Source organism: Carnobacterium sp. ISL-102 (genome assembly GCF_018612935.1).
Classification (GTDB): Bacteria; Bacillota; Bacilli; order Lactobacillales; family Carnobacteriaceae; genus Carnobacterium_B; species Carnobacterium_B alterfunditum.
This window is the reverse complement of the sequence record NZ_JAGGRF010000019.1, coordinates 1-21,500: the sequence shown is the minus strand read 5'-3', so window position 1 is coordinate 21,500 and position 21,500 is coordinate 1. Positions and strand designations below refer to the sequence as shown.

Below are 21,500 nucleotides of genomic sequence, written 5' to 3'. Positions count from 1 at the left end.
TTAATGACGTTGTAAATGGGTGTTCGCGTTCGTTTTAAATAAGCGGCTATTTTCGCAACTGGTATATTTTTGTGGTAACAAGACTCTATCATCACCAGTTCATCCGTGGTAAGATGGGTGTAGGTCATTCGTGATCACTCCTATGTCTTCTTTAGTCGGAATTACATTTTGAGTGTACCACGAATGGCTTTTTTATTTGTCTAGCTTAATTTTACAATCGGCGTAATTAAATAAATTTAAAAAATGCAATAAGAAAAAGATGGATTTTCTTATTGCATTTTTTTGTTGCGCCAAATCAGCGGCACGAATGATCATCTTGCTGTCTAAAACAAAGATTGTTATACTTAAAGCATTAGCTTACTAGTAGGGAAATGGGAGAAATGGAGTCAATTGATAATGAAAAAATTTAAAAATCAATTAGAATTGGTACGCCCTTTTGACGGTGTTATTGTTATTTTATTATTGTTGGGGTCGTTTATACCGCTTATTATTTTTAGTCAAACGACTAAAGATATAGATGAAAATAGTACGATTTATGCTGTGGTAATGATCGATGGTGAAACCGTTAAAGAGATAGAGCTATCAGAAAATACACCTAATGAAACCTTTACTTTTTATCCAGCAGATGAGCAATACAATATTATTGAAGTTGATGGAACAAAAATCCGTAACAAAGAAGATAATAGCCCAGATCAAATAGCTGTAAAAACAGGTTGGATCAGTAAGCCTGGTGAAACGGCTATTTGCTTACCGCATAAATTAATTATTGAAGTTAAAGCAACAGATTCTTCAAATGTACCGGATGATAACGTGATTCTTCCGCTTTAAAAGTGAAAACAGTTCAACTGAATGGCTAAAATTCAGTTGAACTGTTTTTTTTATAATACCCTAAATGTGGTAGTATAAACGTCATATAAACAAAGTTGTTTTTATCGTTTAATTGATTCTTTCCCCGAGCTAGCTATGAGATGGAAGAGATGAGCTTATGTACAAGGGTATCCAATGAAAAAATAGAGCATAGAATGGGTGTCATTTATCTGTATAGCGGTTACATATTAAAGAACAAGAGCAAAAAAGTGCCGCTTTTACTTTAAGAATACTGGGTCTATAATCTTTTGTGTTACTAGATTCGTTTGATCCCTTTCTTAGGCTTCCGGTTCCCCTGGCTCTACAAAAGCAAATCCGTTATGTCAGAAGAGATTTTTTTAAAACAGCACCATTTGTTAAACAACCAGGATATTTCCATATAGGAGTGTAACAAAAAAAATCTCACTCTTCCGTAGAAAAGTGAGATTGAAGTTAGCTGCTATCTCTGATTTTTTGTTATCAGATTTCTTTTTCTAGAGCTGCAAAAGCATCAGCTGTAACTTTTTTTAATGTAGCGGCAGATAAATTCATTTTATCCATTTCAGAATCGTTTAAAGGAATCTCGATGACATTTTGAATACCTTGTCGATTGATGATCGCTGGAGCACCAATGAACACATCATGTTGTCCGTATTGACCATCCAAGTAAACTGAAAGAGGCAATACAGCATTTTCGTCATTGAAAATAGCTTTTGTAATACGAGCAAGTGATACCGCGATACCGTAGAAAGTAGCTCCCTTTTTTTGAATAATGTTGTAGGCAGAATCTCTTACGCTAAAGAATACATCTACAAGGGCTTGTTCATCAGTATCTGGGTTATCTTTGATCCATTCATTAATAGTTAGTCCGGCAATGTTTGCATGAGACCATACTGGGAATTCTGTGTCGCCATGTTCACCTAGAATATAACTATGAACGTTACGAGTATCAACGCCAGTTAACTCAGCAATAGCTTGACGGAAGCGGGCAGTATCTAAAGTAGTACCAGATCCGATAACACGGTTCTTAGGAAGTCCAGAAAATTTCCAAGTTGCATAAGTTAGAATATCTACAGGGTTGGATGCTACTAAGAAAATACCATCGAATCCACTGTCCATAACTTGACCAATAAGACTTTTAAAAATTCTTAAATTCTTTTGTACTAAGTCTAAACGAGTTTCACCAGGTTTTTGAGCAGCTCCAGCAGTGATTACGACGATATCTGCATCATGGCAATCGGCATATGTTGCTGAATAGATTTTTTTAGGAGAGGTAAAGGCTAAAGCATCAGATAGATCAATAGCATCACCTTCAGTTTTATCTGTATTGATATCGATGATTCCTAGTTCTTGAGCGATATCTTGTGTCACTAGAGCAAAAGCATAACTAGATCCAACAGCTCCATCTCCGATTAAAATTACTTTTTGGTGATCTTTTACTTCATGTTTAGTCATATTACAACAAACTCCCTTTATAAATAAGATTATTAACAAAGATAGTGTAGCACTTAACAAACTTTTTGTAAATTGAAATTTTTGAAAATGCAAAAGGTTTTAAAACTGTTGAAACGGCACTTTCAAACATAAACAAACTATGTGAATTGAAATTCTAAATATCTGAAAAAGATTTCAAGCATTTTTGATTTGTAATAAGAGAGGATATCCGGCCGAATCCAATAAAATAGTTGAAATGCAATACTTATCCTGTTACTTATATCATACGACTAAACTAAATTATTTCAAAACAAAAAGATTAGGTTTCTGGATGGATCAAGTACGCTGAAAATCAGCATCTACATAGGGTGCTCTAAATTTGAAGTTCATGAGTTCAGTTAAGAAAAATTGTTTAGGGATTGAGCTCCTTTAACAGTTCGTGCAAAAGCCTTTTGAATAAGAGGTAATGATACTGGAATAGGCCTAAGTTTAAAGAAAAAACAACTAAATTGTGTTATACTATAAATAACTGTTACTGGACGAAAAAAATCGTGCGGCACTTTTTTGCGTGCAACATGGTTAAGTTAGTTGGAAAATAGATGCGAAACAATTAATTGGAGTGTACTGAATAATGAAAATGATCGTTGGCTTAGGAAATCCTGGCTCAAAATATAAAAATACGAAACATAATATTGGTTTTATTACAGTAGATGAATTTGCTGCTCAACATAAAATGGAATTCAATAAGGTGAAATTTGAAGCTATATATGCAGAAGCATTTATCGGAAGTGAAAAAGTTCTTTTAGTAAAACCACAAACGTTTATGAATGATTCAGGGAGAGCTGTAAGACCGTTAATGGATTATTTTAATGTGGAAATAGAAGATTTAATAGTGGTTTATGATGACTTAGACTTACCTGTCGGGAAACTTCGCTTTCGTCAAAAAGGCAGTGCAGGTGGCCATAATGGTATTAGGAGTATGATCGACCATTTAGCTACAGCAGATTTTAATCGTATTCGAATTGGGATCGATCGCCCTTTAGGAAAACAAACAGTCGTGCAGCATGTCTTGAGCGGTTTTCCTAAAGATCAGCATGAAGAATTGTTGATAGCAATAAAAGATGGCGTAGCAGCTTTAGATTATTGGATAGAAGGACATTCGTTTTCAGACGTCATGAATCAATTCAATAAAAAAAAGAATGTGTAAGATGTTTGATAAAGTAGAAATTAAAAATTTGAGAAGCAGTGAAGCCCAGAAAATTCTGAGCTTCTTTTGTTCATTACAATAATCTGTTTGCCAACAAAAAATGGATTGAAGAAGGAGTTCTTACGGTGGGAGATATAAAAAAAATATTGGCGAATGCACCTGACGTTGGGACTTTATTAAGTCAATTGGAGCAACATCAGTCGCAATTAATAACAGGCTTATCCGGCTCTGCAAGAACATTAGTCTTAAGTACGCTAGTAGCAGAAAAGAAAAAACCGTTCATTATTGTGACGCATAATTTATTTCATGCAAATCAATTAATGGAAGATTTTGCTGATTGGATGCCTGAAGATCGACTGCATCTTTTCCCAGTCGACGAGATGATCTATGCAGAGATGTCTGTAGCATCACCTGAAGCTCGAGCAGAGCGAGTAGCAACATTGGATTTTTTATTGTCTGAAAAATATGGAGTCGTTGTCATACCTCTTGCTGGAGTACGGAAATTGTTGCCGCCAAAAGAACTATGGAAATCAGCGCAGTTTACCATTAAACAGGGAGGCGAACTAGATTTAACCAATTTGGCTCAAAGATTAGTAGATATGGGTTATACAAGACAACAGCTAGTCAACAGCCCAGGTGAATTTAGTATTCGCGGTGGAATCATCGATATATACTCTTTAACAGAAGAGTTTCCGATTCGGATCGATTTATTTGATACCGAAGTTGATTCATTGCGTTATTTTGATGCAACTACGCAGCGGTCGATTCAAACGATCAACAAAGTAACCATTTTGCCTGCTACTGATACGTTTTATACAAAAGAACAGTTAATGGCAGCAGCCCCTAGATTTAGTAAGGCGGTCGAAAGAAATCTCGGGTTGATCCAAGATGCTTCAGATAGACAAACATTTACGAAACAAGTGACGCCTATTTCAGATGCCTTCCAACGAGGTGAACCAATCGATGAATTAACCATGTTTACAGACTTTATTTATCCTGAAAAGAATAGTGTGCTGGATTATATGAGCAAAAAAGGGATCGTTGTGATGGACGAGTATCCTAGGGTGATGGATACTGATCGTCGTTTAAATGAAGAAGAAGCTGAATTTATCACAAGTAAACTGAGTGAGCGACGTATATTGCAAGAACAAGTTTTTTCCAATAATTTTCGTGATCAATTGAAGACGTTAAGCAATAGTATCTTATATTTTGCTGTTTTTCAAAAGGGCATGGGGAATACTCGTTTTAATAACATACAGGCTTTCCAATATCGAAATATGCAACAGTTTTTTGGACAAATGCCTCTATTTAAAACAGAAATCGATCGTTGGATCAAACAAAAAAATACGGTTATCATCATGGTTCCAAATGCGGATCGAGCTAAAAAAGTACAGCAGATCTTCAAAGATTTTGAAATAACCAGTAAAGTAGTTAAACCTGCTAGGATCGAACTTGAAAAAGTTCAAGTAACAGTAGGATACGTCCAGGCAGGTTTTGAAATGCCAACGGAAAAACTAGTGGTCATTACTGAACGAGAATTATTTAATAAAGTCACTAAGAAAACCGCTAGACGTCAGACGCTGTCTAATGCGGAAAGATTAAAAAGTTACAGCGAACTGAATCCTGGAGATTATGTTGTTCATGTTAATCATGGGATAGGGAAATATACTGGAATGGAAACTCTCGAGATCAATGGCATTTATCAAGATTATATGTCGATCATTTATAAAGATGAGGCAAAATTATTTATTCCTGTAACACAGCTTAATTTATTACAAAAGTATGTTTCTTCTGAAGCTAAAACGCCTAAAGTAAATAAGTTGGGTGGAACAGAATGGGCTAAGACAAAGAAAAAAGTAGCTACTAAGATTGAAGATATTGCGGATGAATTAATTGAGCTATATGCTTCTAGAGAACAAGAAGTAGGCTATGCCTTTTCTCCAGATGATGCCTATCAAGAAGAATTTGAAAATGCGTTCCCATATACTGAAACAGATGATCAATTACGGAGTACTGCTGAAATAAAACACGATATGGAACAGAAGAAACCAATGGATCGTCTGCTTGTTGGCGATGTTGGTTATGGTAAAACAGAAGTAGCTATGCGGGCAGTATTTAAGGCTATTCAAGAAGGCAAGCAAGCTGCATTCTTAGTTCCGACCACTATTTTAGCGCAACAGCATTATGAAACGATGCTGCAACGATTTGCTGATTTTCCAATCGAAATTGGCTTACTTAGTCGTTTCCGAACAAAGAAACAACAGAGTGAGACCATTGCAAGTCTAAAAAAAGGCCAGGTCGATATCGTTATCGGGACGCACCGTATTTTATCAAAGGACATTGAATTTCAAGATTTAGGCTTACTTGTAGTTGATGAAGAACAACGTTTTGGCGTAAAGCATAAAGAAAAATTAAAACAGTTGAAAGCTCAAGTGGATGTATTGACTTTGACAGCAACGCCTATTCCTAGAACGCTGCATATGTCAATGTTGGGTGTGCGCGATTTATCGGTTATCGAAACACCGCCAGCAAATCGATATCCCGTTCAAACATACGTTATGGAACAAAACCTAGGCGCGATTCGTGAAGCTGTAGAACGAGAAATGGCACGTGGTGGTCAAGTCTTCTACTTGTATAACCGAGTAGCGACGATTGAGAAAAAAGTAGATGAGTTGCAACAGTTGATCCCAGATGCGAGAATCGCCTATGCGCATGGTCAAATGACAGAAGGACAGCTTGAAAATACCTTGTTACAATTTATTGAAGGGGAATACGATATGCTCGTAACGACTACGATCATTGAGACCGGTGTCGATATACCTAATGTTAATACTTTGTTTGTGGAAAATGCAGACCATATGGGGTTGTCGCAATTGTATCAATTGCGCGGACGTGTCGGCAGGAGTAATCGTGTGGCTTATGCTTATTTCTTGTATCAGCCGAATAAGGTGTTAAATGAAGTCAGTGAAAAAAGACTGCAAGCGATCAAAGATTTCACTGAATTAGGCTCAGGATTCAAAATTGCGATGCGCGATTTATCGATTCGCGGTGCAGGAAATCTCTTGGGCGCACAACAGCATGGGTTTATCGATTCTGTTGGATTTGATTTGTATTCTGAAATGTTAAGTGAAGCAGTAGCTCGTAAACGAGGGTTGGATACAAAAGAAGAAAAGACACAAGTTGAAATTGATTTAGGAATCAATGCGTACTTACCAAGTACGTATATAGAAGATGAACGGCAAAAAATCGAAATTTACAAACGGATTCGAGAATTGAAATCACATGAACAATACGTTGAATTGCAGGATGACTTGATCGATCGTTTTGGAGAATATGCTGATGAAGTAGCTGATTTATTGACGATTGGATTGATCAAAATGTATGGAGAGCATGCATTGATTGAAACGGTCAAACGACCCGGAGATGAAATTGTCGTGACCTTTTCTGTTTCGGGCACTCAATCGCTGCCAGCAGAAGAAGTATTCAGAGCGTTAAGTGAAATACCTCTAAGAGCAAATGTTGCAATAAAAAGCGACCGGTTAATGGTTACATTACAGTTGAAAAAAGAGCCAACTTATCAATGGTTAGGTCATATTCAAAAATTCGCACAAAAAATCGTCGACTATCGTTCCAAAGACGCTGACCGATCCACGATAGCAAAAAAATAAAACGTGAATTGCTGATTCAAGTAAGATAAGTGAGGGCAGAAAATTGGAAAATCAACAAATGAGAAAAATGATGAATGGAGCAATCATTCTCTCGGTAGCAGCCTTTATTGCTAAGATTTTAGGTGCTGCTTATCGAGTACCTTTTCAAAATATGGTTGGAAATTCAGGGTTTTATGTTTATCAACAAATCTATCCAATCTACGGTATTGCAATGACGGTAGCATTGAGTGGTTTTCCTATTTTCTTATCTAAGTTGGTTGCTGAAACTTCAACGATTGCTGAGCAGAAAAGTCTTTTAAAAAAATCATTCATCTTATTGGGTATTTTTTCAGGGATTTTCTTTTTGGGGCTTTATTTTTCGGCCTCACTGATAGCAAAATGGATGGGTGATGGCAACTTAGAGCCTGTTATTCAATCTGTTTCGGGGCTGTTCTTGCTTATTCCGTTTTTAGCCGTTAGTCGCGGTTACTTTCAAGGGACTTTTCGCATGCTGCCTACAGCTGTTTCTCAAGTAGGAGAACAATTTGTGCGGGTAACAGTCATTTTGGCGGCCGCTTTTTTATACACGCGCAACCAGTGGGATGAATATCAAATGGGAACCATTGCTATGAGCAGTTCATGGATAGCCGGCTTAGTAGCCTGCGTTATTTTAAGCATCGCACTATATAAACAACGGCTGTTAAAAGTAGAAAAACAGCTAGAAGTAAGTTTGATAGCTGTACCACTTAACTATAAGAGGATCGCAAAACGGTTTGCCACAGAAGGCCTCACGATGTGTTTATTGAGCGCATTACTCATTCTTATGCAATTGATTGATTCTTTTACGTTATATAATGGATTGGTAGAAAATGGAGTGAATTCTGTTGAAGCAAAAAATTTAAAGGGGATCTATGACCGAGGCCAACCGCTAGTCCAACTAGGGATGGTTGTGGCTACAGCTTTCTCGGCTAGTTTGATTCCTTCATTGAGTAAATCATTTGCCCAAAAGAATAAAAAAGCTTTTGCTAAAACCGCAAAATCTTTAATGCGGATAACGGCAACGTTTGCTATGGCAGCTACTACTGGTATGATCGTGTTGATGCCGTATTTGAATTTAACCTTATTTGGCGATATAGATGGAAATCTTGTATTGAGCATATATACTGTGGCTATATTTTTTGCATCACTGATTGGGGTCTACAACACCATTTTTCAAAGTCAAAATAAGCATCGGGTTGCGTTGGCAGCTTTGCTGATTGGATTAGGCGTCAAAATAGTGCTGAACGAATGGTTCGTTGAACACTATGGGACACTTGGTTCAAGTGGGGCTACTGTAGTGAGTCTGTTTGCTATTTTAATGGTTATGCGGTTTGATTCATCTAAAGAAACAAAAAAGCGTTTAATAGAAAAAAGCTTTGGATGGAAATTACTATTGAGTTGTGGTGTAATGGCTGTAATAGTATGGCTTGAAATGCAATTACTCGGAAAAAATGCTTTAATTGAAGGAAATCGATGGGCTGCTTTTAGCTACACGGTGATAGGTGGAGGCACAGGTGTTGGAGTCTTTCTATGGCTGATAATAAAATTTGAATTATTAACGATTCGTGAATGGTTATCTCTTCCCTTTGGGAAAAAATTATTAAGAAAATAGGTGGAACTGAATGGGGAAAATTAAAGTTGTCGGACTTGGTCCGGGGGATATTGAACAGCTTCCTTTTGGCGTGTACCAATTACTGAAAAAAGAAAAGCCGTTGTATCTACGAACCAAACTGCATCCAGCAGTGGAGGATTTAGAGCAAGAGGGGCTTGTTTTCCAATCATTTGATACTATTTATGAGGAGAACAACCAGTTTGAGGGCGTTTATGAGACGATTGTCAAAGAATTGTTAGAGGCTGCTAAAAAAGAAGATATAGTTTACGCTGTTCCAGGACATCCAATGGTGGCTGAAAAATCAGTTCAATTGTTATTAGAAAACAAAGCTGGGATCTCAATTGAGATCAAAGGCGGGAAAAGTTTCTTAGATGATCTTTTTCAAGCGGTAAAAATTGACCCGGTAGAAGGTTTTCAGTTAGTGGATGCTTTGGATCTAAATCAAGATGATTTAGTAGCTAGTCAACATATCATCGTTATGCAAGTGTTTAATGAGTATATTGCTAGTGAAGTAAAACTAACTTTAATGGAAAAATATCCAGATGAGCATATTGTAGCCTTGGTACATGAAGCTGGGAGCAAAAATGAAAAGGTAGACTGGTTGCCATTATTTGAATTGGATCGGATGGAGGGCGTTCATAATTTAACGTCTTTATACGTTCCCCCCTTAGCAGTGGACGAACGGACAAAATCTTTTCAAACGGTACAGCATTATATTGATGCTATTATGGGTGAAGATGGAGATGCCTGGATAAAAGAGCAAGACCATCGAACGTTACTTACGTATCTTGAAGAAGAAGTAATTGAATTTAAAGCAGCCGTTGAAGATGACGATATTGATAACATGGTAGAAGAATTAGGCGACTTATTGATGCAAGTCCTCTATCATACAAATTTAGGAGAACAATCGGGTTATTTTTCGTTTGAAGAAGTAGTTGAAACATTAAATAAAAAACTTCGTCGCCGTCATCCGCATGTATTCGATGGGATCAAAGCAGAAACAGCTGAAGAAGTCGACGCAATTTGGCAAAAAATAAAAGCTGAAGAAAAGAGGAATAACTTATGAGATTAGACAAATTTTTAAAAGTTTCCCGAATCATTAAACGCCGTACGATCGCAAAAGAAGTAGCAGATAAAGGCCGGATACAAATTAATGGTCTAGCAGCTAAATCTTCTTCGGATGTCAAAGTAGGAGATGAATTAACGATAGCCTTTGGGAATAAAACGCTTGTTGTCAGGATCGATAAAATCGTTGAGACAACTAAAAAAGAAGAGTCAAAAGAAATGTTTAGCATTATAAGCGAAACACATAAAGAAGAACCAAATAGCTGAATACAAATTATTTTAAAAAAAACAATGATTTTTTTGTATTTGAACTGATAGATAGACAAAGTAACTGCTTTCTTGCTATAATCATTTCATAAGTGAGAATAGAAGGTGAATCGTTTCATGAAGGAAGAAAATCCAACCAATGTCTCTAAATTAAACAATGAGTATACACATAATAAAACGCTTGAATCTCTTCGGAAACGAAAACAAAAACGTCATATGCGCAGAAGAATTGTAGGGATCCTTTTTGTTGGTGGATTCTTTGTTTCAGGATTTGCCATCAATATATGGACAAATACCCAAACAATCTCTCAAATGGAAGAAGAAAAAACAGAAGCCCGAACGGAATTAAAGCTTGTTGAAAAAGAACAAGCAGAGTTAAATGGTCAAATCAAAAAATTAGAAAATGAAGATTATGTTGCTAAAGTAGCGCGTAGTCAGTATTATTTATCCAAAGAAAACGAAATTATTTTTAGCTTGCCAGAAGATAATGAAGCAAATGAAATTGAAAAAACAGATGATTCTGAAAACGAGTAAATGAAAATAGTCAAATTAAAGAGTAGAGTTAAATTTAATTTTAATAAAAAAAATAATCGTTTTATGTCAAAAGATATCATGGTATAATAACCGTAAAAGTTTTAAGGAGGAAGCAATTTTATATGTCAATTGAAGTTGGAGAAAAGGTTACAGGTACGGTTTCAGGAATTACGAATTTTGGTGCGTTCATCGATTTAGGTGATAGAAAAACAGGGTTAGTTCATATTAGTGAAGTTTCAGATAGCTTCATTAAGGATATCAAAGACGTATTAAAAGTAGGGGAACAGGTTACTGTTAAAGTAATGTCCATTGGAGATGACGGTAAAATAGGTCTTTCTATTAGACGTGCTGTAGATAAACCAGTTGAAACAACTCCTTCTCCTCGTGAAAAAACAGGAAGCTATCAAGGGCGTCGCGACAGCAGCAGCACAGGCCGCAGCAGTAGTGGTTACCAAAAAACAGACCGAGGAGCAAGAAATGCAGGACCAAAGAAAGAAGATTTTGATTCATTGATGAGTTCGTTCATAAAAGACAGCGACGATCGTTTAACTTCTCTTAAACGTAACACAGAAGGCAAACGTGGCGGACGCGGCGGACGTCGTAATTAAAAATTAAAGTTAAAGGATAAGGAGACTTATCCTTTTTATGTTACACTCATTTAGATCAAATCGATTCATTATCAGTAGATTCACTAATCAGATTCAACATAAAGGAGCGGCTGAAATGACTATGTATGCTAGTTTTTTAGAGAATTGTCAAAATAATCTCTATTGGAAACCAACAGATCGTCTGCTGCTAGCCGTGTCTGGTGGGGTTGATTCTATGGTGTTGTTAGATTTGATCCAGCGATTGCCCGAAGGTATTAAACCTTGGTTTGGAATCGTCCATGTTAATCACCAGTTGAGAGATGTTTCTATAGAAGAAGAAAGATTTCTTTCTCAATATTGCAAAGATAAGGGTATTCCATTTTTCCTTAAGAGGTGGTCTGTAAAAGAACATCCATCTGAAGGAACGGAAGCGGCAGCTAGAGAATTCAGATATGACTTTTTTCATGAAGTCTTGAAAGAAGAACAAGCAACGCATCTGCTTACAGGACACCATGCAGATGATCAAATGGAAACTATTTTAATGCGATTAGTTCGTGGTGGTCAGCTAGAGAGTATTGCAGGAATAAAAAAACAACGACCTTTTTATGGAAGTCTGTTGACTCGACCATTGCTAGATTATAGTAAGAAGAGCATCTACCAGTATAGTCGATCACGCACACTATCTTTTTATGAGGATGAGACAAATAAAAGTTTGGATTATACGAGAAATCGCTACAGACATCAAATCGCTCCTTTGCTAAAAAAAGAAAATGCCAAAGTATTAACTCATTTTTCTGATTTTTCATCTGATCTGCAAGATGTGATCACGATAGCTAAAAAAGAAATAGAAGAAATTGCGTCAAATACTTGTTTTCAAAGAAATCCATTTTGCTGGGAGCTTGATGTTCAAAAGTTTTTAATTCTTGAACCTGCAATGAAACGTCAAGTTATGCAATTCTTGTTTAATAAACTATTTGAAACAGAAACCAGTGATTTTGGAAGAAAACATCAAATACAAATCATCAGCTTGCTAGAGAATGATACACCGAATAGTCAACTTGATTTACCTGGAACCTGGATCGGTCAAAGAAATTATCAAAAATTTTATTTCTTAAAAGAAAACAAGCAGCATGAAAAGTCTGATAAAAAAATAGCGGGTACTCTTTCGCTACACTTAGAAGAATGGGTGACATTACCCAATGGAGCAAGAATTGGTTTATTCCAGGCAACAAAAGAAATCGAAGTTCCAAACAAAACAAAGCAAGTTATCTGGCTAGATCCAGCGAGCGTTCATTTGCCATTGCAAGTTAGAAATCGGAGACCCGGCGATCGTATGACTTTAAAAGGATTAGAGACCGGCAGCAAGAAAATCAAAGACCTATTTATTGATCAAAAAATCCCGCTGCATAAGCGTGAAGAAGCTATATTAATAACAGATAGCAAAGAAGAAATCATTTGGTTAGTAGAATATAAGGAATCAAGATTGTCTATTGTCCCAGAAACTGATAAAATACATTACATACTCATTTATGAAAGTAAATAAGAGCAGATGTGATGAAAAGGAGAACTTGAACAATGAAAAATGATATGGAACGCGTACTTTTTTCGCAAGAGCAATTAGCTGAAAAAACAAAAGAATTAGGGAAACAGTTGACGAAAGACTATCAAGATAAGAATCCCCTAGTGGTAGGTATTTTAAAAGGAGCTATGCCTTTTTTATCTGATTTAGTGAAAGAAATGGATATTTACTTGGAAATGGACTACATGGACGTTTCGAGTTACGGAAATGGAACAGTTTCTTCAGGTGAAGTCAAAATCGTTAAAGATCTAAATACAAATGTAGAAGGCCGCGATTTGCTATTAGTAGAAGATATCATTGATAGTGGTCGGACATTGAGTTACTTGGCCGACATGTTTAAGTACCGTAAAGCTCGTTCAGTTAAAATCGTTACATTGCTAGATAAACCAGAAGGTCGTGTCGTGGATATTACAGCTGATTATGTCGGTTTTTTAGTTCCAAATGAATTTGTTGTCGGGTATGGCTTGGATTATGCTGAAAGATACCGAAACTTACCATATATCGGGATTCTAAAACCCGAAATTTACGAAGAGAAATAAATGGTCAATGTTGGTCAAATATGATACAATAAATAGAATTAAGAATCATTTATATTAAAATACAGAATAGAACTTAAAAAGTTTGTTTGTAGAAGGAGGGCACAATGAAAAAAGGACTCTTTAAAAATGGGTTCTTCTATGCGATCGTTTTCTTAGTCATTATAGGAATTGTAACTTGGGCAACAGATGGAAACTCAGGGGAAAATAATACAACTCTTTCAGCTAGTGAATTCGTAACGCAATTAGAAGAGAATAAGATAAAATCATTTACGATTCAGCCTAAAGCTGGAGTGTATCAAATCACAGGTGAGTACCGTGAAGAACAACCTGCAGAGGAGAGTTCTAGTCAAGCTGTTGACATTTTTGGCACAACAGAGACAACAAGTACAACGTTCACAACTGCTATTTTGCAAAATGATTCATCTGTACAAGAAATAACAGCATTGGCAGATGAAAGTAATATTGTGTATACACCGCAACAAGAAGAAACAACGGGTATATGGGTTACATTATTGATTTCAGTATTGCCTTTAGTTATTTTTGTTTTCTTCATCTACATGATGATGGGACAAAGCGGTCAAGGCGGCGCTGGTCAAGGTGGACGAGGCGTGATGAACTTTGGTAAATCAAAAGCTAAGGAAGCTGATAGTAAAGCCAGCAAAGTTCGCTTCTCCGATGTAGCAGGAGCTGACGAAGAGAAAGAAGAACTTGTTGAAGTAGTTGAATTTTTGAAGGATCCTAGACGTTTTGCAGCTTTAGGAGCACGTATTCCAGCAGGTGTCTTGTTAGAAGGACCTCCAGGAACGGGTAAAACATTGCTAGCTAAAGCTGTTGCTGGTGAAGCAGGAGTACCTTTCTTCTCGATTTCTGGTTCGGAATTTGTTGAAATGTTTGTTGGGGTCGGAGCAAGTCGTGTACGTGACTTGTTTGAGAATGCTAAGAAAACAGCACCAGCTATTATCTTTATTGATGAAATTGATGCTGTTGGTCGTCAACGTGGCGCAGGAATGGGCGGCGGACATGACGAACGTGAGCAAACATTGAATCAATTGTTAGTAGAAATGGATGGTTTTTCAGGGAATGAAGGAGTTATCGTCATTGCTGCTACAAACCGTTCCGATGTATTAGATCCGGCATTGTTACGTCCAGGTCGTTTTGACCGTCAGATCTTAGTAGGTCATCCAGATGTTAAGGGACGTGAAGCCATCTTGAAAGTACATGCTAAAAATAAACCTTTAGCGTCTGATGTTGACCTCGCAGTTGTAGCAAGACAAACTCCAGGTTTCTCTGGAGCAGATTTAGAAAATGTGCTAAATGAAGCAGCTCTAGTAGCAGCTCGTCGCAACAAGAAAGAAATAGATGCGTTAGATCTTGATGAAGCTCAAGATCGTGTTATTGCTGGTCCAGCTAAAAAAGACCGTGTCATTAGTAAAACAGAACGTGCAATGGTTGCTTATCATGAATCTGGACATACAATTGTCGGAATGGTTCTGAATGATGCACGTATTGTTCATAAAGTTACGATCGTTCCTCGTGGGAAAGCAGGCGGATACGCGATCATGCTGCCTAAAGAAGATCGCTTCTTAATGACTAAAAAAGAAATGTCTGAACAAATTGTAGGATTGCTCGGTGGACGTGTTGCTGAAGAGATGGTGTTTAATTCGCAATCATCTGGAGCAAGCAATGACTTCCAACAAGCAACTCAATTAGCTCGAAGTATGGTTACAGAATATGGTATGAGTGATAAATTAGGTCCTGTTCAATATGAAGGAAATCACCAAGTATTTGTAGGACGCGATTACGGTCAAACAAAAGCTTATTCTGAACAAATTGCTTATGAAATTGACCAAGAAGTTCGCAGCATTATTGTGGAAGCTCACACTGAAGCTCGTAAAATATTGGAACAATATAAAGCTGAACACAAACTAATTGCTGAAAAATTACTTGAAATTGAAACGTTAGACGAACGCACTATCAAGAGTTTGTTTGAAACAGGGGAAATGCCTTCAGTTTCTGATACTGTAAAAGAAGAATTTCCGCATGAAGCAGACGGTGCTACTTTTGAAGAAGCAAAAAAAGCTCGTGAGGCTAAGGAAGCTGAACGTCTGAAAAAAGAGCAAGAAGCGTTAGAAGAAAATAAGCGTACCGTTAAAGGCGAAGATATTGTGGAAGAAGTCAAAAAAGAATTAGGAACAAATGAGGATCTTGATCATAATGATGAAGATAAATCTAACGATAGTTCTTCAAACGATGACGACTCTTCAAAACGTTCGTAATCTAATAAGTAAAAGACGGAAGAGGGATGCGACACTGTTGCGTTCCTCTTTTGGACTGGATTTATAAAAAATAAACTACTAAAGGAGATAAACAAATGTCAGATTATTTATTGAAAAGTATTTGTTATGATGGACAAGTACGCGTGTATACAATTGATGCAACCAAAACAGTGAGAGAAGCGCAACAGAGACATGATACTTGGAGCTCTTCCTCAGCAGCTTTAGGTCGTACAATGGTTGGGGCATTATTGCTAGGAGCTACTTTAAAAGGTGAAGAAAAAATTACCGTTAAAGTTGAAGGAAATGGTCCCGTTGGACATATTGTTGTAGATAGTAATGGAAAAGGTGAAGTAAAAGGATACATTGCCAATCCGAAAGTAAGTCTACCACCGAATGAGTCCGGTAAAATAGATGTTCGCGGAGCAGTTGGGACACAAGGAAGTTTGACGGTCACAAAAGATCTTGGAATGAAAGCTGCTTTTTCAGGTCAGGTTCCTTTAGTCAGTGGAGAATTAGGGGAAGACTTCACTTATTACATGGCAAATTCCGAGCAAACCCCTGCAGCATTTGGGCTAAGCGTTTTAATAGATACAGATGATTCTGTCAAAATAGCTGGTGGATTTATGATCCAAGTCATGCCGGATGCAACAGATGAAACAATCACTAAATTAGAAGAAAGCATTGCATCTATCCCGATGGTTTCTCATTTAATGGAAAATGGAGAAACACCTGAAGAAATACTTGAACGTTTAGTAGGTGTAGGAAATGCTAAGATTTTAGAAAAAATGCCTATAGCATTTAAATGTGATTGTTCTAAAGATCGTTTTTCTAGAGCCATCATTGCATTAGGCTCGAAAGAAATCGATGACATGATCACTGAAGATCAAGGTGCAGAGGCTACTTGTCATTTTTGCGGCAATCATTACCACTACAATGTTGAAGAATTAGAAGCTTTAAAAGAAAGTTCAACTAGTTAATAAAGAAAGCTTTAGGCAGTCGGCGAAAAGTCAGCTGTTTAAAGCTTTTTTAATTGTCTAGCTTTACTGAAATCAATAAATAATAGCCAAGTTACCAAGAGTCAATAATGGTTTTAAAACGTTGTACTTGATATTGTAAGCGATAAACTTTAAACTCAAGGGATAAAGCATTTAATTTTAGGAGGTAACTTAATATGGTGAAAGTAGTTCATTCGGTAACAGATCTAATTGGAGAAACACCGATTATTCGTTTAACAAAGGTTGTTCCTGCAGACGCAGCTGAGGTTTACGTAAAGTTAGAATCATTTAATGTAGGTGGAAGTACAAAAGACCGTGTGGCTTTAAATATGATCGAAGTAGCAGAACAAGAAGGTAAATTAAAACCAGGTGATACGATCATCGAACCAACAAGTGGAAATACTGGTGTTGGTTTAGCGATGATTGCGGCTGCAAAAGGCTACAAAGCAATTTTTGTTATGCCTGATACGATGAGTGTAGAGCGTAGAAAATTATTGAAGGCTTATGGCGCAGAACTTGTTTTAACACCAGGAACAGGTGGAATATCAGCTTCAATTCAAAAAGCAACAGAACTTGCAGAAACTAAAGGCTATTTCATGCCTATGCAATTTGAAAATATCGCTAATCCGGCAGTGCACGCTGCTACAACCGGTCCAGAAATTTTAGAAGCTTTTGGGAATGTTGTTCCTGATGCATTTATTTCTGCAATAGGTACGGGTGGAACAATAACAGGAGTTGGGCAAGTATTAAAAAAAGCCGATCCTTCTATTAAAATATATGCCTTAGAACCGACTGAATCGCCTGTTTTAAGTGGCGGGATTAAAGGACCACATAAAATCCAAGGCATCGGTACAGGATTTGTGCCTAAAGTGTTAGATACGATCATCTATGACGAAGTCATACAAGTTTCTAGTGAGGAAGCCTTTGAGATGACTCGTCGTCTGGCTGCAGAAGAAGGCTTGTTGGTTGGTATTTCTTCGGGTGCTGCGATCAAAGGAGCCATTGAAGTAGCTAAAAAGTTAGGGCAAGGAAAAAAAGTTATTACTATAGCACCTGACAATGGGGAACGCTATCTATCGACGAATGTATTTCCATATGTAGATTAATAGAAATAAGTTAAAGGGTCGAGACGATATAATCTGGACCCTTTTTTTCATTCCTCATTAACTAGTTTTTGAGATATTTGATAGGTACACTTCAAAAATGCTCGCAGAAAAGCTAAGTAAAAAGAGTCGAACAATAGCAAACTTAAAGAATGGCTGATAGAATAGACTTTTCTACTGAAGATATCGAAGAATATAAACTGAAAAACCGATGGAGTTAGTCGTTAAATAAGAAAGTAAAATAAAAAAGTTGGGAAATGTATGAGAACATTTGTAATTTCCTTGCTTTTTTTTCGTTATGTTGGCATTATTAAGGGTGATGATTTGAGTACGAAGAAATTTATAAATGGAATGGAGCGGAAATAATGAGCCATGAGGAATTAAACCATGAAGAATTAAATGATCAATTGATTGTCCGCCGTGAAAAGTTAGATGCTTTGCGTGAGCGTAATGTTGATCCGTTTGGTGGACGTTTTGAAAGAACGCATTTATCAAATGAACTACATGAAAAATATGATGAATTTACTAAAGAAGAAATAGCAGAAAAAGAGGAAACAGCAACTGTTGCAGGTCGTATTATGACTAAACGCGGTAAAGGAAAAGTTGGATTTGCTCACTTGCAAGACCGTAAAGGGCAAATTCAGATCTATGTACGTAAAGATGCAGTTGGTGAAGAAGACTATGCTACTTTCAAGAGTGCTGATTTAGGAGACTTTATCGGTGTTACTGGGACAATCATGAAAACTGATACGGGTGAAGTGACTATCAAACCAACTTCGGTTACTCAATTATCAAAAGCGTTACGCCCGTTACCAGATAAATACCATGGATTGACAAATGTTGAACAACGGTACCGTCAGCGTTATTTGGATTTGATTAGTAACCGTGAAAGCTTTGACCGTTTTACGAAACGCAGCCAAATTATCCGAGAAGTTCGTAATTATTTAAATGAACAAGATTACCTAGAAGTAGAGACACCAACGCTACACAATTTAGCCGGTGGTGCTGCTGCACGTCCCTTTATTACCCACCACAATACTTTAGATATGGAACTGTATTTGCGTATAGCTCTTGAATTGCATTTGAAACGCTTGATTGTTGGCGGCATGGAAAAAGTTTACGAAATTGGGCGAGTTTTCCGTAATGAAGGAGTAGATACAACTCATAATCCAGAATTTACGATGTTAGAAGCTTATACAGCGTATACCGATTTTGAAGATGTGATGGATCTAGTTGAAGGATTGATCCGCACCGTAGCACAACGTGTCTTAGGCACAGGGAAAATCACTTATAACGAGCAGAATATAGATTTAGAATCTCCTTGGAAACGACAACATATGGTTGATGCCATAAAAGAACACTCTGGTGTAGACTTTTGGCAACAAATGACGAATGAAGAGGCACGTGCATTGGCTAAAGAACATGATGTACCTGTAACGGAACACAGTCAATTTGGTCATGTAGTGAATGAATTCTTTGAAAAATTTGTGGAAGATAAACTGATTCAACCGACATTCATTTATGGACATCCTTTAGAAATTTCACCATTAGCTAAGAAAAATGTAGAGGATCCGCGCTTTACGGATCGTTTTGAAGCATTTATCGTAGGTAATGAATACGGAAATGCCTTTAGTGAATTAAATGATCCTATTGACCAGAGGGATCGTTTTGAAGCACAAATGAAAGAACGTGCTTTAGGAAATGAGGAAGCACATATGATCGATGAAGATTTTATTGAATCTTTAGAGTATGGTATGCCTCCAACTGGTGGTTTAGGAATCGGAATTGACCGATTAGTTATGTTACTAACGGATGCACAATCTATTCGAGATGTGTTGTTATTCCCAACTATGCGCAATCAATAAATAAAAATAAAAAATCAATCTCTTAAGAGGGGTTGATTTTTTTTACTTTAGATATGAAGTGGTTTAAAATAAAATGATAAAGATAATTTTTACGCAGAAAAGGTTAAAGTAACTTAAAACTAGGAGGTACCTGATGAAAGAGAAAACAAAATTTATCGATTATTTAGGTGGTAATACTATTCTTTTCACCTTGCTTATTCTTATAATGTCAGGGATACTAATTTATATTTATAATGCGATCGCTTTTATTTTTGAACCGGTAAAAGTTATTTTTTCAACTTTAATTGCACCGATGATTTTAGCCTTTATTTTTTATTATCTCCTAAATCCCACAGTGGATTGGATGGAACGTCATAAAGTAAAACGAATTTGGGGAGTTACTATTTTATTTATTGCTATTATTGGTATCCTGGTAGGTTTAGTAGCTTTAGCGTTCCCGCCAATCCAAGATCAAGTGACAAGCTTGGTTGATAATTTTCCATCTTATGTTGATTCGATTGGAACAGCTGTCTTAGGCTGGGTAGAGGGTACACCGCTTGAAAATGTAGCAGGCAATCTTGTGGAATGGCTAAATGGCTGGGTGAGCAATCTGCCAAGTCTTGCTGTCGACTATTTTGGCACAGCCGTAAACGGGCTGACAAACATCTTTTCTACGGTTTCGAATGTTGTAGTGGTGATTGTCACATTTCCGATCATTGCTTTTTTCTTATTAAAAGATGATGAAAAATTTTTCAGCTACACGATTAAAATCATTCCGCCGAAATTCAGAAAAGATGTAAAGAATATCTTTGCAACAATCAATGAACAAGTAGGTTCTTATATCAAGGGACAATTAATGATTTCCCTTTCCTTAGGTGTCATGATGTTTATAGGTTTCTCTATAATTGGTTTAGATTATTCAGGTATATTAGCTATAGTAGTATTATTTACAAGTATCATCCCGTATGTAGGGGCAGCTCTTGCGATGATACCGGCAATTATAGTAGCTTTAATTACTTCGTGGTTTATGGTCCTTAAATTACTAGTCGTATGGGCAATCATACAGTTTGTTGATGGAAATGTCGTTGAACCCAATATTATGGGAAAAAATTTAAATGTTCATCCTCTAACAATCGTTATTGTTTTACTCGTGTTAGGAGACCTGCTTGGTTTTATCGGTTTAGTGTTAGGCATACCGATTTATGCTATTTCAAGAGTAATTGCAACATTCGTATTTCGAAAATTCAAGCAACGCTATAACAAGTACTATGGTGACGTGGCAGGAGAATATGAGAATGCTGAATTTACGCCAGATAACTATCAAGAACAAAAAAAGTCAGAAGATTTAAAATAAACAAGTTGAATCGCAATTTTTAAGCTACAGATAGAAAAGATCAATAAACCGTGATAGGTAACGTAGCGACCATGAGAAGTCTAACTTTTTGAGGTCGGTTTATAATCACTGGTTTATCGATCTTTTTTTTGTATCAGGTTGTTTGTCTATTCTTTTTAATACACTATTTAAAAAAGTTACTGCCGAAGTTAGAAAAGCAAAAAGGATAAATATGTAAAAAAATGAAAATCTATTCATGTTGAACGTTTCTGGTAAACACAGCAAATTCATTCGCTATTTAATAAAGAATGACCTTTTTGATGAAACAGAAAAAATAAAAGTTCGGATATTAAAATTCTTTTTTATTTTTAGTCAAAAGTTGTTGACGATACACTTAATCCCTGTTATATTAATACATGTCGCTGAGACAGGTTGAAACAAACCGACAAAGCGAGAAACAAAAATTAAAAAAGATGTTGACAGACAGTTTGAGACATGATAATATAAGTAAGTTGTCACAAACAAACAACACGCTTTAGACCTTTGAAAACTAAACAAAGTAAGATGAAATAAATGTGAGGGTGACTTAGCAG

At 36.7% G+C, this 21,500-nt stretch carries 16 protein-coding genes and 1 pseudogene; 15 read left to right on the top strand and 2 right to left on the bottom strand.

Going from position 1 to position 21,500, the window contains the following annotated elements; all coding sequences use genetic code 11:
- Window positions 1-128, bottom strand: a pseudogene (locus tag J7E16_RS08075) (helix-turn-helix domain-containing protein); the annotation flags it as partial.
- 268 nt (window positions 129-396) lie between these two features.
- Between J7E16_RS08075 and J7E16_RS08070 the strand changes: the two are divergent.
- The gene (locus J7E16_RS08070; RefSeq protein WP_214890763.1) at window positions 397-828 is read left to right on the top strand and encodes a NusG domain II-containing protein; all 432 of its coding nucleotides are present in this window, start codon (window positions 397-399) and stop codon (window positions 826-828) included.
- A 498-nt stretch (window positions 829-1,326) separates the two neighbouring features.
- On the opposite strand, the gene J7E16_RS08065 is transcribed toward J7E16_RS08070, so the two are convergent.
- Window positions 1,327-2,301: an L-lactate dehydrogenase gene (locus J7E16_RS08065; RefSeq protein ID WP_214890760.1), complete on the bottom strand. Its 975-nt coding sequence runs from the start codon at window positions 2,299-2,301 to the stop codon at window positions 1,327-1,329.
- A gap of 610 nt (window positions 2,302-2,911) precedes the next feature.
- Between J7E16_RS08065 and pth the strand changes: the two genes are divergently transcribed.
- From pth to J7E16_RS07995, 14 genes are all read left to right on the top strand, one after another.
- Window positions 2,912-3,487 carry an aminoacyl-tRNA hydrolase gene (pth, locus tag J7E16_RS08060; protein WP_034547223.1) on the top strand — a complete coding sequence of 192 codons (576 nt, stop codon included), beginning with the start codon at window positions 2,912-2,914 and terminating at the stop codon, window positions 3,485-3,487.
- Window positions 3,488-3,612: 125 nt separating this feature from the next.
- Window positions 3,613-7,155, top strand: a complete 3,543-nt coding sequence (gene mfd, locus J7E16_RS08055) for a transcription-repair coupling factor (RefSeq protein ID WP_214890759.1) — start codon at window positions 3,613-3,615, stop codon at window positions 7,153-7,155.
- Between the two features lie 43 nt (window positions 7,156-7,198).
- Window positions 7,199-8,785, top strand: coding sequence for a putative polysaccharide biosynthesis protein (locus J7E16_RS08050; protein WP_214890757.1), 1,587 nt, complete (start codon window positions 7,199-7,201; stop codon window positions 8,783-8,785).
- Window positions 8,786-8,795: 10 nt separating this feature from the next.
- Window positions 8,796-9,851 (top strand): MazG nucleotide pyrophosphohydrolase domain-containing protein, encoded by a 1,056-nt coding sequence (locus J7E16_RS08045; protein WP_214890754.1) that lies wholly within the window; start codon window positions 8,796-8,798, stop codon window positions 9,849-9,851.
- Complete coding sequence (locus tag J7E16_RS08040; RefSeq protein ID WP_214890751.1) at window positions 9,848-10,117, top strand: RNA-binding S4 domain-containing protein; 270 nt, start codon at window positions 9,848-9,850, stop codon at window positions 10,115-10,117. The genes J7E16_RS08045 and J7E16_RS08040 overlap by 4 nt, the downstream gene beginning before the upstream one ends.
- Window positions 10,118-10,234: 117 nt before the next feature.
- The gene (locus tag J7E16_RS08035) at window positions 10,235-10,651 is read left to right on the top strand and encodes an FtsB family cell division protein (RefSeq protein WP_214890748.1); all 417 of its coding nucleotides are present in this window, start codon (window positions 10,235-10,237) and stop codon (window positions 10,649-10,651) included.
- Between the two features lie 122 nt (window positions 10,652-10,773).
- A complete protein-coding gene (locus J7E16_RS08030; protein ID WP_034547235.1) occupies window positions 10,774-11,259 on the top strand; it encodes a S1 domain-containing RNA-binding protein in 486 nt (161 codons plus the stop codon).
- 115 nt (window positions 11,260-11,374) lie between these two features.
- A complete protein-coding gene (gene tilS, locus J7E16_RS08025) occupies window positions 11,375-12,781 on the top strand; it encodes a tRNA lysidine(34) synthetase TilS (RefSeq protein ID WP_214890745.1) in 1,407 nt (468 codons plus the stop codon).
- Window positions 12,782-12,813: 32 nt separating this feature from the next.
- On the top strand, window positions 12,814-13,356 hold the full coding sequence (gene hpt, locus J7E16_RS08020) for a hypoxanthine phosphoribosyltransferase (protein WP_034547237.1): 543 nt from the start codon (window positions 12,814-12,816) through the stop codon (window positions 13,354-13,356).
- 104 nt (window positions 13,357-13,460) lie between these two features.
- Window positions 13,461-15,632: an ATP-dependent zinc metalloprotease FtsH gene (gene ftsH / locus J7E16_RS08015; RefSeq protein ID WP_214890742.1), complete on the top strand. Its 2,172-nt coding sequence runs from the start codon at window positions 13,461-13,463 to the stop codon at window positions 15,630-15,632.
- A 95-nt stretch (window positions 15,633-15,727) separates the two neighbouring features.
- Window positions 15,728-16,609, top strand: a complete 882-nt coding sequence (gene hslO, locus J7E16_RS08010) for an Hsp33 family molecular chaperone HslO (RefSeq protein ID WP_214890739.1) — start codon at window positions 15,728-15,730, stop codon at window positions 16,607-16,609.
- 194 nt (window positions 16,610-16,803) lie between these two features.
- Window positions 16,804-17,733 (top strand): cysteine synthase A, encoded by a 930-nt coding sequence (gene cysK / locus J7E16_RS08005; protein WP_214890736.1) that lies wholly within the window; start codon window positions 16,804-16,806, stop codon window positions 17,731-17,733.
- A gap of 362 nt (window positions 17,734-18,095) precedes the next feature.
- On the top strand, window positions 18,096-19,595 hold the full coding sequence (lysS, locus tag J7E16_RS08000) for a lysine--tRNA ligase (protein ID WP_214890733.1): 1,500 nt from the start codon (window positions 18,096-18,098) through the stop codon (window positions 19,593-19,595).
- Between the two features lie 133 nt (window positions 19,596-19,728).
- Window positions 19,729-20,928 carry an AI-2E family transporter gene (locus J7E16_RS07995; protein ID WP_214890730.1) on the top strand — a complete coding sequence of 400 codons (1,200 nt, stop codon included), beginning with the start codon at window positions 19,729-19,731 and terminating at the stop codon, window positions 20,926-20,928.
- Window positions 20,929-21,500 lie beyond the last annotated feature (572 nt).

Coding starts and splice junctions, on each gene's coding strand:
- hpt (WP_034547237.1), top strand. CDS start 12,814: ATGAAAAATGATATGGAACGCGTACTTTTTTCGCAAGAGCAATTAGCT.
- J7E16_RS08035 (WP_214890748.1), top strand. CDS start 10,235: ATGAAGGAAGAAAATCCAACCAATGTCTCTAAATTAAACAATGAGTAT.
- hslO (WP_214890739.1), top strand. CDS start 15,728: ATGTCAGATTATTTATTGAAAAGTATTTGTTATGATGGACAAGTACGC.
- pth (WP_034547223.1), top strand. CDS start 2,912: ATGAAAATGATCGTTGGCTTAGGAAATCCTGGCTCAAAATATAAAAAT.
- lysS (WP_214890733.1), top strand. CDS start 18,096: ATGAGCCATGAGGAATTAAACCATGAAGAATTAAATGATCAATTGATT.
- J7E16_RS08070 (WP_214890763.1), top strand. CDS start 397: ATGAAAAAATTTAAAAATCAATTAGAATTGGTACGCCCTTTTGACGGT.
- cysK (WP_214890736.1), top strand. CDS start 16,804: ATGGTGAAAGTAGTTCATTCGGTAACAGATCTAATTGGAGAAACACCG.
- tilS (WP_214890745.1), top strand. CDS start 11,375: ATGACTATGTATGCTAGTTTTTTAGAGAATTGTCAAAATAATCTCTAT.
- J7E16_RS08040 (WP_214890751.1), top strand. CDS start 9,848: ATGAGATTAGACAAATTTTTAAAAGTTTCCCGAATCATTAAACGCCGT.
- J7E16_RS08045 (WP_214890754.1), top strand. CDS start 8,796: ATGGGGAAAATTAAAGTTGTCGGACTTGGTCCGGGGGATATTGAACAG.
- J7E16_RS08065 (WP_214890760.1), bottom strand. CDS start 2,301: ATGACTAAACATGAAGTAAAAGATCACCAAAAAGTAATTTTAATCGGA.
- ftsH (WP_214890742.1), top strand. CDS start 13,461: ATGAAAAAAGGACTCTTTAAAAATGGGTTCTTCTATGCGATCGTTTTC.
- J7E16_RS07995 (WP_214890730.1), top strand. CDS start 19,729: ATGAAAGAGAAAACAAAATTTATCGATTATTTAGGTGGTAATACTATT.
- J7E16_RS08030 (WP_034547235.1), top strand. CDS start 10,774: ATGTCAATTGAAGTTGGAGAAAAGGTTACAGGTACGGTTTCAGGAATT.